We start from the raw sequence: 13,830 nt of genomic DNA, 5'->3' as shown, positions 1-13,830 counted from the left end.
GAGGGTTGTTGTTGGACTACCAACAACAACCCTCCACGCTGTCGTCAGTCAGCGGCCGCGCGGGGAGCCAGCGCGTCCATGGCCGCCGCGACGAGACGTCCCACGACGGCGGCGGCCACGAGGCACAGACCCAGGTGCCAGGGTGCGCGTGTCATCTCCCAGGTGATGGCGGCCGCGAAGATCCAGGCGCGTTCGGACGCCGCGAGGCAGGCGGCCGCGCCGATCACGCCGAAGGCGGCGGCGGACGGCTGCCCGGTGAGCAGGGCGGCTGCGGCGCCCACCGCCGCACCCGTGGACAGTGCCGGCATGAGCACGCCGCCGACGGCACCGCTGCGCAGGTAGGCGCTGGTGAGCAGCGGCTTCGCCACGATGTACGCCAGCAGGACGGGCAGCGTCTCGGCGTCTCGCAGGGCCGGCTCCAGAAGCGCCAGTCCGTTCCCGCCGACCGGAAGCCAGAAGGACGCCAGGCCGACGACGAGCCCGACGGCCGCGACACCCAGCACGAGCCGCACGCCCGGTCCGATCGCCGACCGCCGCGCCCGTCCGGACACGGCGGCGAAGCCATGCCCGGCGAGGCCCGCCACGACGCCGCCGCCGAGGGCGAACGCGACGTCCGTCCAGCTCGGGTCGAGGGGCGGGAGGGGCAGCCGGGGTCCGGAGCCGATCACCGTCCAGGCGAGGACGGATGCGATCGCCGACATCGGCGCGGCGCACAGGACGGCCCGCCACGACCATCCCGATCCCACCGCGCGGCGCAGCAGGCGCCGGGCCGCCCCGGGCCGCTCGCGCGTCTCGCCGTCCCGAGCGGGAGCGCCGGCCAGCACGATCGTCGTGGTGAAGAGGACGCCGGTGATCGGCACGTTGTACACCGCCGCCAGGCCGGCGCCCGCCGCGGCCCCGATGAGCACCCGGCGGAGGTCGCTCGACAGGGGCGCGCGGGCGGTCAGGTCGCTGACCAGCCCGGCCGCCGCGAGGCGAGGTGCGGCCTCCCGGCCGATCGACCCGCCCGTCGCGACGACGAGGATCTGCGTGGCGGCGTCGGCCACCGTCCGCAGCCAGACGCGGGGCCGGCCGGCCGGGTGACGCGCGTCGCCGGCGGCTCGCACGAGGGCGTTGACCGTCGGGGCCGGGCCGTGGCGGCGCAACGCCCACCACGCGAGACCGGCGATCAGCCCGCCCGCGACGGGCGGCACGAGGCGCCGCGCCCACGAAAGCGGATCGCCGCCTGCCGAGGCTCCGGTGAGGTCGGGTTCGGCCGCCGACCCGAACGCGAGCAGGGAGATGCCGCGCAGCAGCAGGATCAGGCCGATGGCGGCACCGCCGGTGAGGACGCCGCCGAGCACCACGAGGCCCACGACGGCCGCGCCGCGGCGGAACGCTCCCGCCCTCATGGCGAGGTCAGAATTCGAGGACGATCTTGCCGATGTTCGAACCTGATTCGAGGAGTTCGTGCGCTCGCGCGACGTCCTCGAACGGGATCCTCGTCTCATGCGGATGCCGGATCGCGCCCGACTCGTACAACGGCCAGACGCGTTCGGCCACCTGGCAGCAGATGGCCGCCTTCTGCACGGGCGGGCGGCCGCGGAGGCTCGTCGCCGTCACCGTGCCCCGCTTGACGAGGAGCGCGTTCAGGTCGAGGGTTCCCTTCCGCCCGCCCTGGAGACCGATGACGACGAGCCGGCCATCGGGGGACAGTGCCGTCACGTTGGCCTCGAGGTATTTGGCGCCCATGACGTCGAGGATCACGTCGGCCCCGGGGCCCGCCGCTTCCTTCACGGCGGCCACCCAGTCGTCGTGGTAGTCGATCGCGACGTCGGCTCCGAGATCGCGGCAGATCTGCAGCTTCTCGGGTGAGCCGGCCGTGGCGATCACCCGCGCGCCGAGCGCCTTCGCGTACTGGATCGCGAACGTCCCGATGCCGCCCGCGCCGCCGTGGACGAGGAAGGTCTCGCCCGCGGACAGGTGGACGTGGTCGAGGTTGGAGACGACCGTGGCCGCCACCTCGATGATCCCAGCCGCCGACACGAGGTCGAACCCGCCGGGAGGGGTGATGACCTGCCCGGCGTCGACGGCGACGTACTCGGCGTACCCGCCTCCGGCGAGCAGCGCCACGCACGGCTCGCCCACCTTTCGCGCCGTGACCTCGGAGCCGGCCTCCTCGATGATCCCGGACACCTCCAGGCCGATGGTGTCGCTCTCTCCGGGCGGCGGGGGGTAGAAGCCGCGGCGCTGCAGGAGGTCGGCACGGTTGACGCCGGCGGCGACGGACCGGATGAGCACCTGGCCGGGTCGGAGGACCGGCCGTTCCACCTCGGCGATCCGGAGAGACTCGGGCCCACCGGGTTCGGTGACGATGACTGCGCGCATGGTGTCAGCTTGCCATGGACGTCCGCCAGGCGGGCGAAACGAGTTCCGTGGCGTCCCTTCGGCGACGTCCGGGGCGATCGTCGCCAGGGGTACGATGAGGCGTCCTTCCGGGGACGGCGAGATCGCATAGTGGACTAGTGCAGCCGCCTTGAAAGCGGCCGAGCGGGTGACCGTTCCGTGGGTTCGAATCCCACTCTCGCCGCGGGCCCCGCCCGCCACGTTCCGGTTGTCAGAGGGCCGGGGAGACGGCCGCCGGCGGCGGCTTCCGATACGCCTCCGCCCCGCCCGGCACGGCGCGGAAGCCGGCGGCTCGGTAGACACGGCCGGCCGCGTTCGTCGGTTCGGTGACGATGACCCACTCGGCGCAGCCGCGCCGGGCCGCCCACTGCCCGGCGACGCCCAGGAGATGGGATGCCAGTCCGCGCCGGCGGTGCTCGGGATCGGTGCTGACGTCCTGATAGCGGGCGCGGTGGCCGCACAGGACGATGCCCAGGTCGGCGAGGAGCCGGGATTTCGAGAATGCTCCGAACCACGCCGCGACGCCGCGGTCCATCAGCCGTCGCCGCTGCCGGGCCTGGGCGGTGACGAAGGCTGCAAACTCGGCGGGATCCTGCGCCCGGGTGGCGGCGTTCTCGGCGATCGCCCGCTCGACGTCGTGAGCCCAGTCGTCGGGGGTGAAGGGCCGGATCTCGTAGCCCGGCACGGGCGGGGTCTCGTGCGGGGCTGCCATCGCGGCCAGCGTGTCGAGGGGCTGGATGTCGATGCCGTGACGGGCCCAGCCCGTGGCGTCCGGCGTCGTGGGCAGACCGACGGCAACCCACCCGGCGTCGGGGAACTCCTCGGCGAACGCCGCCGTCCAGCGGTCGGCGTCGGACACGGTCGCCGGATCGGTGACCAGGAGGAAGTTCGCCCAGTGCGCCCATCGGTTCTGCGGCGTCCGCACGATCAGGTGGTCGTCGCGCCGTGCGATGCGGGCGCCGGCGAGTTCCAGGATCGCGAGGTCGGTCGTCCAGTTCGCCGGAAGGGCTGCTGTGCGTGAGTTCATGACACCACCTCGGGGACCGCGCGGAGAGCCTCCCCAGGATCGCACACCGCAGTGGCCCTCACGTGGGCCCGACGTCCCGAAGCTGACGGCGCATCGCGTTGTGGGGCCGCGCGATCCGGCGCCCGGACGCGGACTCCTGCCGGGGCGGATCGCGTGTCGTCCGGCTCGTCACGCGGCCTGGGAGTCGGGTCGGGGTCCGGGAATGTGGACGTGCACCGCGACGACGCCGGGAGGCGATATCATCGCCGCATGACGATCAATCAGGTGGCGGGAGTCGCGCTCGACCACACCGCGACGGAGCGGTTCTCCGATCTGTTCGACGCGTTGTCCGACTCCACGCGGCTGGCGATCCTGCAGCACCTGTCCGCCGGGCCGCACCGGGTCCGCGACCTCGTGGGGCACCTCGGGTTCGCCCAGTCGACGGTCAGCGCCCACCTGGCCTGCCTGCGCGAGTGCGGCCTCGTGGAGTCGCGCACCGAAGGACGCGCGTCCTGGTTCAGCCTCGCCTCGCCGGATCTGCTCGCCAGGCTGCTGGGTGCCGCGGAAGACCTGCTGGCCGCGACGGGCGGCCGGGTGACGTTGTGCACCCACCTCATGCACCCGCACGGGCAGCACGAGCGGGAGGTGTCGTGATGGGCGGCCATTCCCACTCCCACACCCACGGCGCGGTGGACGAGGCCCACCTCGGCGCTCATCGGCAGCGGCTCGCGATCGCCTTCGGGATCACCGCGTCGCTGCTCGTCGCCCAGGCCGTCGGCGCTGTGTGGACCGGCAGCCTCGCCCTGCTCACCGACACCGCGCACATGCTCACCGACACCGCGGGGCTGGCCGTCGCGCTCGGCGCGTCCGTGCTCGCCGGACGTCCGCCGTCGCCGTCCCGCACGTGGGGCTTCCGGCGCGTCGAGGTGCTGGCCGCCCTCGCCCAGGCGAGCATCCTGTTGGCCGTCGGCATCTTCGCGGCCATCGAGGGCGCGCGCCGCCTGTGGGAGCCGCCCGAGATGGCGTCGGCCGAACTCCTCCTCTTCGGCGTCCTCGGGCTGATCGGCAATGTCGTGTCGATGTGGGTGCTGGCCGGCGGGCGGAAGGCGAACCTCGCGACGCGAGGAGCGTTCCTCGAGGTGGTCAACGACGCCCTGGGCTCGATCGGGGTCATCGTGGCGGCGGTCGTCATCGCCCTCACCGGATGGCAGCAGGCCGACGCCGTCGCGGGTCTCGTGATCGCCGGGCTGATCGTGCCCCGTGCGCTCGTCCTGCTGCGCGACGCCACCCACATCCTGATGGAGTTCACGCCGCGCGGCCTCGACCTGGACGAGGTGCGCACGCACCTGCTGGACGTGAGGCACGTGCGCGGCGTCCACGACCTGCATGCGTCCACGGTCGCCAGCGGCCTGCCTGTCCTCACCGCCCACGTGGTGGTCGACGGGGAGTGCTTCACCGACGGGCACGCTCCCGAGATCCTGCGTGAGCTGCAGACGTGCGTGGCCGAGCATTTCCCGGTCACGGTGTCCCACTCGACGTTCCAGGTCGAGTCGGCCGGGTGCGAGACGTGGGAGGAGAGAGGTCTCGACTGATGGGCGGCGCCGCGTCTGGCGATGGCGGACCGGTCAGTCGGCGCAGGCCAGGCGGATGGCGTCCATCGTGCGCAGCGTCCGCAGGGTGCGTGTCTGGTCGGGAGAGGGATCGTCGCCGGATGCGACGAGGTGGGCGAACCGGCGTGCGTGGTACCTGAGGTTCGGCCTCGGGATGCCCAGTTCGTGGTGCTCCTCGGTGCCGTCCAGGAGTGTGAGGTGGAGCGTCCGCGGGGCGGCGATGTGGTCGATCGTGAGCGTGCCGAGCTCGCCTTGGATCTCGCTCGGCCGGTGGGAGAACGTGATCTTCGACCAGCTCGCATCGGCGATGAACCCGGGGTAGGACGCCAGCACAGCCCCCGCGCCGTCGGCGGCGCCGGGCAGAGGGATGCTGCGCGCGACGAGCGACGGCGGCTCGCCGAACAGGTCCACGAGCGGCGCGATGCAGTAGACGCCGAGGTCGAGGAGGGCGCCTCCGGCCATCGCGGGGTCGAAGATGTTGACCTGTTCCCCGGCGAGCACGATGTCGTACCGGGCGGAGCGCTGCTGGTAGCCGAAGGAGACCCGGCGGATCGTCCCGAGGCGTGGCAGCAGGTCGCGGACGGCGGCGAAGCCGGGGTCGTACACGTTGCGCATCCCCTCGAGAAGCACGACCCCGCGTGCGTGGGCCGCGGCGACGAGGTCGGCGAACTCCGCGGCGGTCGGTGTCGCGGGCTTCTCGACGAGGACGTGCTTTCCGGCCGCGATGGCGGCCTGTGCCTGGCGGTGGTGAAGGGCGTTGGGCGACGCGATGTAGACGGCGTCGATCGCGTCGGAGGCGAGCAGGTCGTCGAGGGGGCCCGCCGCCCATCCCGGAACCCCGTTGGCGGCGGCGAACGTCTGCGCCCGCTCCGCGGTCCGCGAGTACGCGACGGTGACGTCGATCTCGGGCACCTCCGCGGTCTCGGCGATGAAGGTGTGGGTGATCGTGCTCGTGCCGATCGTGGCCATCCGGATCATGCCCCCAGTCTTCCCGAACCCCCGCCGAACGCTCCCAAACTCCCGAAAACGAGCCGAATTCCGGCAGTTCCGGAGCGCTCGGCGAGGGGCGGCGGGAGAAAGAGAGCGTTCGGTCAGGGGGAACGGGGGCGGGAGCGCGGTCAGGCCGGGACGGCGACCATGCGGCGCGCGATGAGTCCGGACGCGGCGGCGCCCAGCAGCACCAGCGCCCCGGCGCCGAGCACGCCGATCAGGAAGCGCAGCAGGACCATCGGCTGCGCGAAGGCGCCCGCGCCGATGATGGGGACGCTGAACAGCAGCATGAAGCCGGTGGAGGTGCTCATGCCCGCCACGAGCGGGATGAGGGTCTCCCGAAGGCGTGCCCGATCCAGCGTCCGGCGATCGGTCCCGGCGAGGACGAGCGAGCGATATTCCTGACGCTGGTCGATGACACGTCCCGCCTGCAGGACGCCGGTCGAGACGGCGGCGAGGACCCCCGCGATGGCGAGCGCCAGCAGCCCGCCCGTGCTGAGATCGGTCGCGAAGATGCGCTGTCCCTCGTCGAGGCTGTCGGGCGACACGAGACCGGCGACCGCGGTGATGCCGGCGATGAACGTCGCCAGGGCCACGCCGCCGACGCTGCGCCACGCGGTCCGCGGGTCGTCGGCGATGCGGCGTCCGGCAAGCAGGGTCGCGACATTCCTGGACGTGCCGGCGGCGATGCGGCCGACGATGCCGAGGATGAACGGTCCCACGATGTTGAGGGTCGCCATGCCGGCGGCGATGACCGCCATCAGGAGGACGACCACGAGCATCCCGGCCTGACCCGAGAGGGCATTGGCCGCGAGCAGGGCGACGAACGCGACGACCACCGACAGGACGCGGACGGCCCGCAGCGCAGGCGGCGTGACCCGGGTCGCGACGCCCAGCGGGGTGATCGTCACCCGGCCGAGGCTGCTGAGCGCCGACACGAGCGCGACGACGACCACACCGGCGAACGCGCCCAGCAGCACCGGGACCCCGACCCACAACTCGGCGATGTCGAACGTCCTCCCCTGGAAGTTCAGGTGCGCGACGACCGGGAGGAGGGCGACATAGCCGGCGATGCCGAGGAGGCCGCCGAGCACCGACTGGAGCGTGGCGTCCAACACCGTGAGGGCGGACACCTGCGCCGTCGTGCCGCCCGCGAGGCGAAGCGCGGCGAGCCGGGCGTCCCGCCGCGCGACGGCGAGCCGGGCGGCTGCCGCTCCGAGCGTCGTGAGCGGAACCAGCAGCAGCAGGACGGCGAAGCCGGCGAGGAACACGTACGAGCCGCCGTCGTAGTCGCCGACCGACGTCCCGGCGTCGGCGCGGCGCCAGAACGCGAGGAAGCCGCCCCCGACGACGAGCGCCATCGCCGTCGTCACGGCGAACGCGATGACGGCGAGGACGCCGGTCAGCCGGGCCGGGTCGGAGGTGTCCACCTGACGGCGGCGACGCAGCAGCCACCACAGGCGCAGGGTGCTCACCGGCTCACCGCCATGGGATCGTACGCGGGCGGGAGGAACGGTGCACGGCCGGGGGTCGCGGGTCCGGCGCCGGTGGAGACGGTGCTTCCGAGTGCGGTCGGCGGCGGAGACGGCATCTGGCGCGCCTCGCGAGCGATCACGCCGTCACGCATATGGACGGTGCGTGAGCACCACCGGGCGACCTCCGCGTCGTGGGTGACGACGACGAGAGCGGCCCCCTGCTCGGACGCGGCCGCGGTGAGGAGCCGCATCATGTCCCAGCCCGTCTGCCGGTCGAGGGCGCCGGTGGGCTCGTCGGCGAAGATGACGCCGGGGTCGCTCGCGAGGGCGCGGGCGATGGCGACGCGCTGGGCCTGCCCGCCCGACAGTTCGCCGGGACGCCGCGACTCCATGCCGGAGAGCCCCAGCCGTCCCAGCCACTCCCGCGCCCGTGCGGTGGCCTCGGCTCGTGACGTCCCCGCCAGCAGCAGCGGCAGGGCGGCGTTCTCGTCGGCCGGAAGCTCCGGAAGGAGCTGTCCCGACTGGAACACGAACCCGAACTCGGACCGACGCAGCCTCGTGCGTTCGCGCTCGGAGAGGCCCGAAAGATCCCGCCCCCGCCACCGGACCTCGCCCGAGGTCGGCGCCAGGATGCCTGCCAGGACGTGCAGGAGAGTGGTCTTCCCCGATCCGGACGGCCCCATCACCGCGAGGGACTCGCCGCGGGAGAGGGTGAGGTCCACCCCGGCGAGAGCACGGGTGTGGACGGTTCCGGTGTCGTAGGTCTTCGTGAGGCCGCGCGCCTCCAGGGAGTCGGATCCAGTCATGGCTCCAGCCTTTCGCCCGGACGTCGGCGGACGCGTCCCGCTGTGGTCGCCGGCGGCGGTGTCCGTGAGCGTCCCCGTGCCGCGGCGACGTGTTCCCGCAGGGGGGCCGGCGGTAGTCCCGGGGGCGGATCTCAACGCTCACCGAGCGCTCCGAAGCTGTCGGATTCCGGCGGATTTCCGCCAGTTCCGGAGCGTTCGGCGACGTGGGGCCCCAGGGCTCGGAATCGGCGGGGACTCGCCGAGCGCCACGAGGCCGATGGTGGCCGTACCCGGGGGCTGTCCGGGCAGAATGAAGCCGTGGACGTCATAACGCTCCGGCCTCGCCCACCGATCCGGGCGTTGGCCATTGTCGCGGCCGCAACGATCGTCGGGGTGGTCGCGTACGTGGCGGCCGACGCCGTCTCGTGGGGAATCGTGCTGCGCATCGCCGGGATCGTCTGCTTCGTCGTGGCCGGCCTGCTGCTGCTCGCGGCGATCGGGGCGGTACGCCGCAGCCGGGTTCGCGTCGAGATCGACGACGTGGGGTTCCTCGTGCTCGGCCCGGGAGGTCCGCAGCGCGGCCGATGGGAGGACATCACCAGGGTCAGCCAGTCGCCGTCGGGGCGGCGAATCACGCTGCACCGGCGTGACGGGGCCGTCATCCACCTCGTCGGTCAGGTCGAGGGCGTCGAACTGGCGAGGCTCAAGGCGTCCATCGTCGAGCACCTCGACGCGAACCGCGGGTACGGGCTGACGGACGGCACGAACAAGGGCTGACCGAGACGTTACGTCTTCGGGTTGTACGCGCAGGCGTCAGCGGTGTCCTCGGCGGCCTGGGTCGACGCGCTGGCCGTGCCGGCGGAACTCGTCGTCTTCGTGGCCGTGGGTGTCGAAGTGCCGGTGGTACTCGTTCCCGGTGCCGAGCTGGACGAGGTGGGCGAGGCCTGCGCGGTGGAGGTCGCAGACGCCTGCGTGAGCGCCGTCGCCACCCGGGTACGGACCATGTCCCAGTCGGGGTAGCGGCTGGAGAAGCCGTCGACGCCGTGCTTGAACACGATCGACTTGAGGTTGTTCTTCTCCTTCACCTTGGTCGCGACGGTGAGGATGTCGGGCAGGATGTCGGATTGGATGTCCGTGCGGATGATCTGCTTGCCGGCTTTCGTGATCGCCTCGTACCGGGTGAGGACGTTGACCGGATCGGCCTGCCGGACGACGGCGGAGATCACGCAGCGCTGGCGCTCCATGCGGCTGTAGTCGTCCAGCCCGTAGCGACCCCGCGCGTACCACAGCGCGTCGGTGCCGCCGAGGTGCTGGTTCGGGCCGGGCTCCAGCCATTCCTCGGGCGGGATGCCCTTGTCGGTGCTGCCGCCCTTCGGGATCCGGTAGTTGATGTTGACGGTGATCCCGCCGAGGGCGTCGATGAGGTCCTTGAACCCGTCGAGGTTGATCATCGCGTAGTAGTCGATGTCCAGCCCGAGCGCATATCCGACGGAGATCTTCATGATGTCGGCGCCGACGTTGTCGGTCTCTCCGAGGATGTCGGTGCCGACGGTGGCCGGGACATTGTCGTACATCGCGTTGAGCATGTACTCGGCGTTGTCGGGGTCGTACCCGTCGTAGAAGCCCTCCGGGTAGTACTCGTACAGCGGCGACGACGTCGGGAACGGCATCTTCGCCGTGTTGCGTGGCAGCGAGATGAGGACGGTGTCGCCCGTCACGGTGTCGATGCTCGCGACGATGACGGTGTCGGTGCGGGCGCCCAGCGACTCGTCGCGGTCGAATCCGTTGTCGCCACCGAGAAGGAGGACGTTGAGCCGCCCGTTGAACGGGGCGGCGCTGGTGGTCGTCGGCTTCGTCGTCGAGCGCGTCGCCGACTTGGTATTGGTGAACACCGTGCCGAGGAGGGACGCGGTGTCGTAGATGTACCGGACGGCCACGGCGGCAGGGGCGGCGACGACGAAGGAGAGGAGCCCGACGAGGATGGCGCCGGCGGCGCGCTGCCCGAGGCTGGGATTGGCCGGACGCGTCCGCAGGTGGGTGTAGCCGACGACCATGACCCACAGAAGGCCCCCGACGGCGATCGCGGCCCCGGCGAAGGCGAGGGTGTTCACACTGATGTACGACGCGACTGCGGACACGGCGTCCGCCCGGTAGCGGATCAGGACGTATCCGAGACCGGCGACCGCCCCGGCCATCACGCCGAGCAGCGACCAGCCGAGGACCTTGCGGCCCGACCGGATGAGCCCGACGGGCGGGACGACGGCCGCCAGGACGGTCCAGCCGGCAGAGGCGGCGAAACCGGTGCGGAGATCCGGCACAGCGGCCCGTTGCGGAGACCCGGAGGCGGCAGCGGGCGGCTCGTCGCCGTCGTCGAGGATCCGCCGTGGCTCGGAGTCGTCCGGCGTCCAACTGCTCATGCCCCTCCTGGGGTCGCGCTAGTAACCCGTCAGGTTATCAACCTCCCCAATGGTAACTATCCGGGCAACGCGGTGTGCGTCCGCCCCCCATTTCGGGGTCCGCCGCCTGACTAGGAGTTTCCTGTGAGCGTGCGCATTCGGCGGCTCTTCGGCATCGATCGCGCGCGGTCAGCGGACGACGCGACCGGCCCCTCCACGACGGTGCGGCAGGTCCTTTGCGACGCGGTGCCCTCCTCACCGCGAGGTGCGGGTCGGCGACGTCTGTGCGCGTCCGATGGGCCGCTCGGGAAAGCGCTTTGCCCATCGCGCCGACCCACCTGTAGCATTGGCGCGGCCGGGAGGTGTCGCCTAGTCCGGTCTATGGCGCCCGCCTGCTAAGCGGGTTGAGGGCTTCAACCCTCTCGCGGGTTCAAATCCCGCCACCTCCGCCAGTTGGACGCGCGTCTTGCGCGTCGTCACCCGGGGAAGGCGATTCCGGGCGAGGGTTGGTTCTGGCGAACCGGTTCAGGTTCCTCACTCCCAGATCGGCGAGGACAAGGCTCGCGCCGTGCAGCGGACCACCACGAGGCTTCGAAGTGGACCCGGCCAGGGGCAGTCAGTCCCCGAGGCCGCGGGCGGCGAGGGCGTCCCCGGTCTGCTGGGCGCGGGCGACGACCCGCACCACGTAGGGGGCGAGGTAGTGGCGCGGGTTGCGCCCCAGCCCGCGGGCGGCGACGGCGTCCCGGGTCTCCTGGGCCAGCTCGACGCTCTCGGGCAGCGCGTGCATGGACAGCGCGAACAGCAGCGCGACCCGGTCGGCGTCGACGAACGGCACACGGCGAAGGCCGCGGGTCACGGCGTCGAGCAGGGCGTTCACCTCGGTCGTGGTCATCACGACCAGCGCGAGGAGGGCCAGGCTCACCAGGTCGGCCAGCGATTCGACGGCGCGTGCCGCCCCGAACAGCCACCACTGGAACCCGGCGACGGCGACGGCGACGATGAGCACCCCGCGCACCTGGCGCGCCGCGGATCGCCACCGCAGCCGCGCGACACCCGTGAGGACGAGCGCGAAAAGGAGGCACGCGAGAGCCCACGGCAGGTTCCGGATGCTGACGATCGCGATGCTCCAGATCCCCAGCCCGGCGATCTTGATCCACACGGGCATCCGGTGCAGGAGTGTGTCGCCGGGTTGGTACTGGCCGACGAGCGGGGACGTCACGAGGCGGCCTCGGCGAGGGCCAGTTCCGTGTAGTGCTCGACGGCGGCCTCGGCCGGGCCGTCGAAGACCACCCGGGCGTGATCGACGACCAGCACCCGGTCGCAGCGCCGGACGAGGTCGAGGTCGTGGCTGACCAGGACGAGTTGCGGCTCCAGCTCGAACAGTCTTTGTGCCACCCGGCGCGAGTTCGCCAGGTCGAGCAGGGTGGTGGGCTCGTCGGCGACGACGACCGCGGGCCGGGTGGCCAGGACGCCGGCCAGGGCCAGGAGCTGCCGCTGGCCGCCGGAGAGGGCATGGACGCTGGTCCGGGCGCGGTCGGCGAGGCCGAACTCGGCCAGGATGTCGAGCGCCGCCGCTCTCCGGCGGGCCGGGTCGGGAAGTCCGCGCCGGAGGGACAGCTCCACGTCCTCGACGCAGGTCGGCATGATGAGCTGAGCGGCGGGATCGGTGAAGCAGAACCCGACGCGGCGTCGCACGGCCGCCGGATCCTTCGCGGGGTCGAGGCCGTCGACGAGGACCCGGCCGGTCGTCGCCGTGGTGAGTCCGTTGAACAGCCGGACCAGCGTGGACTTGCCCGACCCGTTGCCGCCGATCACCCCGATGCGGCGCTCGGTGAGCCGCAACGAGGTCGGTTCGAGGATCAGCAGGTCGTCGTCGGGGACCCGGACGGCGGCGTCCTGCAGTTCGATGGTCGCCGTCACGAGCGGGCGAGCAGCTTCGGGAAGGCCCGGTGCACCTCGGCGGCGATCAGCGACACGAGCGTGATCTTGATGACGTCGCCCAGCCAGAACGGGATGTCCCACGAGAGGGCGACCTCGAACGGGACGCCCTGGTGGATCATCATGCCGGCGATGCCGAGGGGGTGGACCACCAGGATGCTGCCGGCCGCGACGGCGGGCAGGACGAGGAGCGCCCGGATACGACGCGGGCCCACCACGTATTTCACCAGGAAGCCGATGAGGGCCGCCGCGATCGGGAACGAGATGAGGTAGCCGGCGCTCACGCCGGTGAAGACACCGAGCCCCGAGGAGTGCTCGGCGAACACCGGCAGGCCGATCGCGCCCAGTCCGAGGTAGAGGCTCACGGCGAGGAAGCCGCGCAGCGGGCCGAGGATCGCGCCGGCGAGTGCGACACCGAGGGTCTGCAGGGTGATCGGCACGCCGGCACCGCCGACGGGGATGGCGCCCAGGTAGGCCAGCGCACCGATGAGCGCGGCGAAGGCGGCGACGAGTGCGAGATCGGTGGTGGTGAGGCGGGCGCGGGTGCGGGCGGCCGGCTCCGCGATGACATCGGTGGCGACGGGATCGGTCATGACTCTCCTGGGACGGCCCGGGTGACGCGGGACGATGGCGACTGAATGGTGTTCAGGTGAACGGTGTTCAGGCTACCGATAGGCTGCCGAAATGGCCAACAGTCTCGACGACGTCGTCCAGGCGGCGATGCGGGTCCTGGACGCCTGGGGGCTGGAGTTCTTCTCGATGCGGCGGCTGGCGGGGGAACTCGGCGTCCAGCCCAGCGCGCTGTATCACCACGTCCGCGACAAGCAGACCCTGCTCGGGCTCATGGCCGACCGGATCGTCGCCGGGGTGCGGATCGACGAGGACCTGGTGGCCTCCTGCCGGCGGCTGCGCGACGCCATGCTCGCCGTCCGCGACGGGGCAGAGGTCGTCGCGACCGCGTCGGCGTTCCGGTTCGACCTGACCGGGCTGGAGAGCCGGTTCGCCGCGTTCACGTCGGCGGACGTGGCCCGCACGCTGCTGATCTACGTGATGGGACACACGCAGGCATCCCAGCTCCACCGACAGGCGGCCGACCTGGGCCTCATCGCGCCCGACCCGGATCTGGACGCGTCCTTCGAGCGCGGCCTGCGGATCATCCTCCGCTAGCCGGCCCGCGCCCGAGGGCCCCCTTCCCGCGAGCATTGACGAAACGCCCACCTCGGCACCGCGCACCGGACCGTTCGC

14 protein-coding genes and 2 tRNA genes are annotated in these 13,830 nt (G+C 72.1%); 6 read left to right on the top strand and 10 right to left on the bottom strand.

Translation table 11 applies throughout. From position 1 onward, the window contains the following. Positions 1-44: 44 nt before the first annotated feature. The gene (locus G555_RS0102690) at positions 45-1,391 is read right to left on the bottom strand and encodes a chloride channel protein (protein ID WP_028707668.1); all 1,347 of its coding nucleotides are present in this window, start codon (positions 1,389-1,391) and stop codon (positions 45-47) included. Between the two features lie 7 nt (positions 1,392-1,398). Further along, positions 1,399-2,367, bottom strand: a complete 969-nt coding sequence (locus G555_RS0102685; RefSeq protein WP_028707667.1) for an NAD(P)H-quinone oxidoreductase — start codon at positions 2,365-2,367, stop codon at positions 1,399-1,401. A 115-nt stretch (positions 2,368-2,482) separates the two neighbouring features. Between G555_RS0102685 and G555_RS0102680 the strand changes: the two genes are divergently transcribed. Continuing rightward, positions 2,483-2,569 (top strand) — tRNA-Ser (locus G555_RS0102680). A gap of 27 nt (positions 2,570-2,596) precedes the next feature. Here the strand turns inward: G555_RS0102680 and G555_RS17545 are convergent. Beyond that, entirely contained in the window at positions 2,597-3,412 is an 816-nt protein-coding gene (locus tag G555_RS17545; protein ID WP_051208305.1) for a GNAT family N-acetyltransferase, read from the bottom strand. Between the two features lie 249 nt (positions 3,413-3,661). Here G555_RS17545 and G555_RS17540 point away from each other — a divergent pair, with 249 nt between their 5' ends. Both G555_RS17540 and G555_RS17535 read left to right on the top strand, forming a co-directional pair. After that, entirely contained in the window at positions 3,662-4,045 is a 384-nt protein-coding gene (locus G555_RS17540; protein ID WP_036920868.1) for an ArsR/SmtB family transcription factor, read from the top strand. Further along, the gene (locus G555_RS17535; protein WP_051208303.1) at positions 4,045-4,983 is read left to right on the top strand and encodes a cation diffusion facilitator family transporter; all 939 of its coding nucleotides are present in this window, start codon (positions 4,045-4,047) and stop codon (positions 4,981-4,983) included. The genes G555_RS17540 and G555_RS17535 overlap by 1 nt, the downstream gene beginning before the upstream one ends. Before the next feature lie 33 nt (positions 4,984-5,016). On the opposite strand, the gene G555_RS0102660 is transcribed toward G555_RS17535, so the two are convergent. From G555_RS0102660 to G555_RS17530, 3 genes are all read right to left on the bottom strand, one after another. Continuing rightward, positions 5,017-5,979: a Gfo/Idh/MocA family protein gene (locus G555_RS0102660; protein WP_028707666.1), complete on the bottom strand. Its 963-nt coding sequence runs from the start codon at positions 5,977-5,979 to the stop codon at positions 5,017-5,019. Positions 5,980-6,119: 140 nt separating this feature from the next. Next, the gene (locus G555_RS0102655) at positions 6,120-7,466 is read right to left on the bottom strand and encodes a hypothetical protein (protein WP_051208301.1); all 1,347 of its coding nucleotides are present in this window, start codon (positions 7,464-7,466) and stop codon (positions 6,120-6,122) included. Further along, positions 7,463-8,272, bottom strand: coding sequence for an ABC transporter ATP-binding protein (locus G555_RS17530; protein ID WP_084634612.1), 810 nt, complete (start codon positions 8,270-8,272; stop codon positions 7,463-7,465). The genes G555_RS0102655 and G555_RS17530 overlap by 4 nt, the downstream gene beginning before the upstream one ends. A 297-nt stretch (positions 8,273-8,569) precedes the next feature. Here G555_RS17530 and G555_RS0102645 point away from each other — a divergent pair, with 297 nt between their 5' ends. Then, entirely contained in the window at positions 8,570-9,028 is a 459-nt protein-coding gene (locus G555_RS0102645; protein ID WP_156887396.1) for a hypothetical protein, read from the top strand. A gap of 8 nt (positions 9,029-9,036) precedes the next feature. On the opposite strand, the gene G555_RS17525 is transcribed toward G555_RS0102645, so the two are convergent. Continuing rightward, a complete protein-coding gene (locus G555_RS17525; RefSeq protein ID WP_051208299.1) occupies positions 9,037-10,668 on the bottom strand; it encodes an LCP family protein in 1,632 nt (543 codons plus the stop codon). 337 nt (positions 10,669-11,005) lie between these two features. Between G555_RS17525 and G555_RS0102635 the strand changes: the two genes are divergently transcribed. Next, a tRNA-Ser gene (locus G555_RS0102635) sits at positions 11,006-11,099 on the top strand. 164 nt (positions 11,100-11,263) lie between these two features. Here the strand turns inward: G555_RS0102635 and G555_RS0102630 are convergent. The 3 genes from G555_RS0102630 to G555_RS0102620 are packed head-to-tail and all read right to left on the bottom strand — an operon-like array spanning position 11,264 to position 13,178. After that, positions 11,264-11,866, bottom strand: coding sequence for an energy-coupling factor transporter transmembrane component T family protein (locus G555_RS0102630; RefSeq protein WP_028707663.1), 603 nt, complete (start codon positions 11,864-11,866; stop codon positions 11,264-11,266). After that, on the bottom strand, positions 11,863-12,567 hold the full coding sequence (locus tag G555_RS0102625; protein WP_028707662.1) for an energy-coupling factor ABC transporter ATP-binding protein: 705 nt from the start codon (positions 12,565-12,567) through the stop codon (positions 11,863-11,865). The genes G555_RS0102630 and G555_RS0102625 overlap by 4 nt, the downstream gene beginning before the upstream one ends. After that, positions 12,564-13,178 carry a biotin transporter BioY gene (locus tag G555_RS0102620; RefSeq protein ID WP_028707661.1) on the bottom strand — a complete coding sequence of 205 codons (615 nt, stop codon included), beginning with the start codon at positions 13,176-13,178 and terminating at the stop codon, positions 12,564-12,566. Before G555_RS0102620 ends, G555_RS0102625 begins: the two co-directional genes overlap by 4 nt. Positions 13,179-13,269: 91 nt before the next feature. Between G555_RS0102620 and G555_RS0102615 the strand changes: the two genes are divergently transcribed. Further along, the gene (locus G555_RS0102615) at positions 13,270-13,752 is read left to right on the top strand and encodes a TetR family transcriptional regulator (protein ID WP_028707660.1); all 483 of its coding nucleotides are present in this window, start codon (positions 13,270-13,272) and stop codon (positions 13,750-13,752) included. Positions 13,753-13,830 lie beyond the last annotated feature (78 nt).

Source organism: Propionicicella superfundia DSM 22317 (genome assembly GCF_000423465.1).
Classification (GTDB): Bacteria; Actinomycetota; Actinomycetes; order Propionibacteriales; family Propionibacteriaceae; genus Propionicicella; species Propionicicella superfundia.
This window is presented reverse-complemented; position numbering and strand designations above follow the sequence as displayed.

Coding starts and splice junctions, on each gene's coding strand:
- G555_RS17545 (WP_051208305.1), bottom strand. CDS start 3,412: ATGAACTCACGCACAGCAGCCCTTCCGGCGAACTGGACGACCGACCTC.
- G555_RS17530 (WP_084634612.1), bottom strand. CDS start 8,272: ATGACTGGATCCGACTCCCTGGAGGCGCGCGGCCTCACGAAGACCTAC.
- G555_RS0102690 (WP_028707668.1), bottom strand. CDS start 1,391: ATGAGGGCGGGAGCGTTCCGCCGCGGCGCGGCCGTCGTGGGCCTCGTG.
- G555_RS17525 (WP_051208299.1), bottom strand. CDS start 10,668: ATGAGCAGTTGGACGCCGGACGACTCCGAGCCACGGCGGATCCTCGAC.
- G555_RS0102685 (WP_028707667.1), bottom strand. CDS start 2,367: ATGCGCGCAGTCATCGTCACCGAACCCGGTGGGCCCGAGTCTCTCCGG.
- G555_RS0102615 (WP_028707660.1), top strand. CDS start 13,270: ATGGCCAACAGTCTCGACGACGTCGTCCAGGCGGCGATGCGGGTCCTG.
- G555_RS0102620 (WP_028707661.1), bottom strand. CDS start 13,178: ATGACCGATCCCGTCGCCACCGATGTCATCGCGGAGCCGGCCGCCCGC.
- G555_RS17535 (WP_051208303.1), top strand. CDS start 4,045: ATGGGCGGCCATTCCCACTCCCACACCCACGGCGCGGTGGACGAGGCC.
- G555_RS0102660 (WP_028707666.1), bottom strand. CDS start 5,979: ATGATCCGGATGGCCACGATCGGCACGAGCACGATCACCCACACCTTC.
- G555_RS17540 (WP_036920868.1), top strand. CDS start 3,662: ATGACGATCAATCAGGTGGCGGGAGTCGCGCTCGACCACACCGCGACG.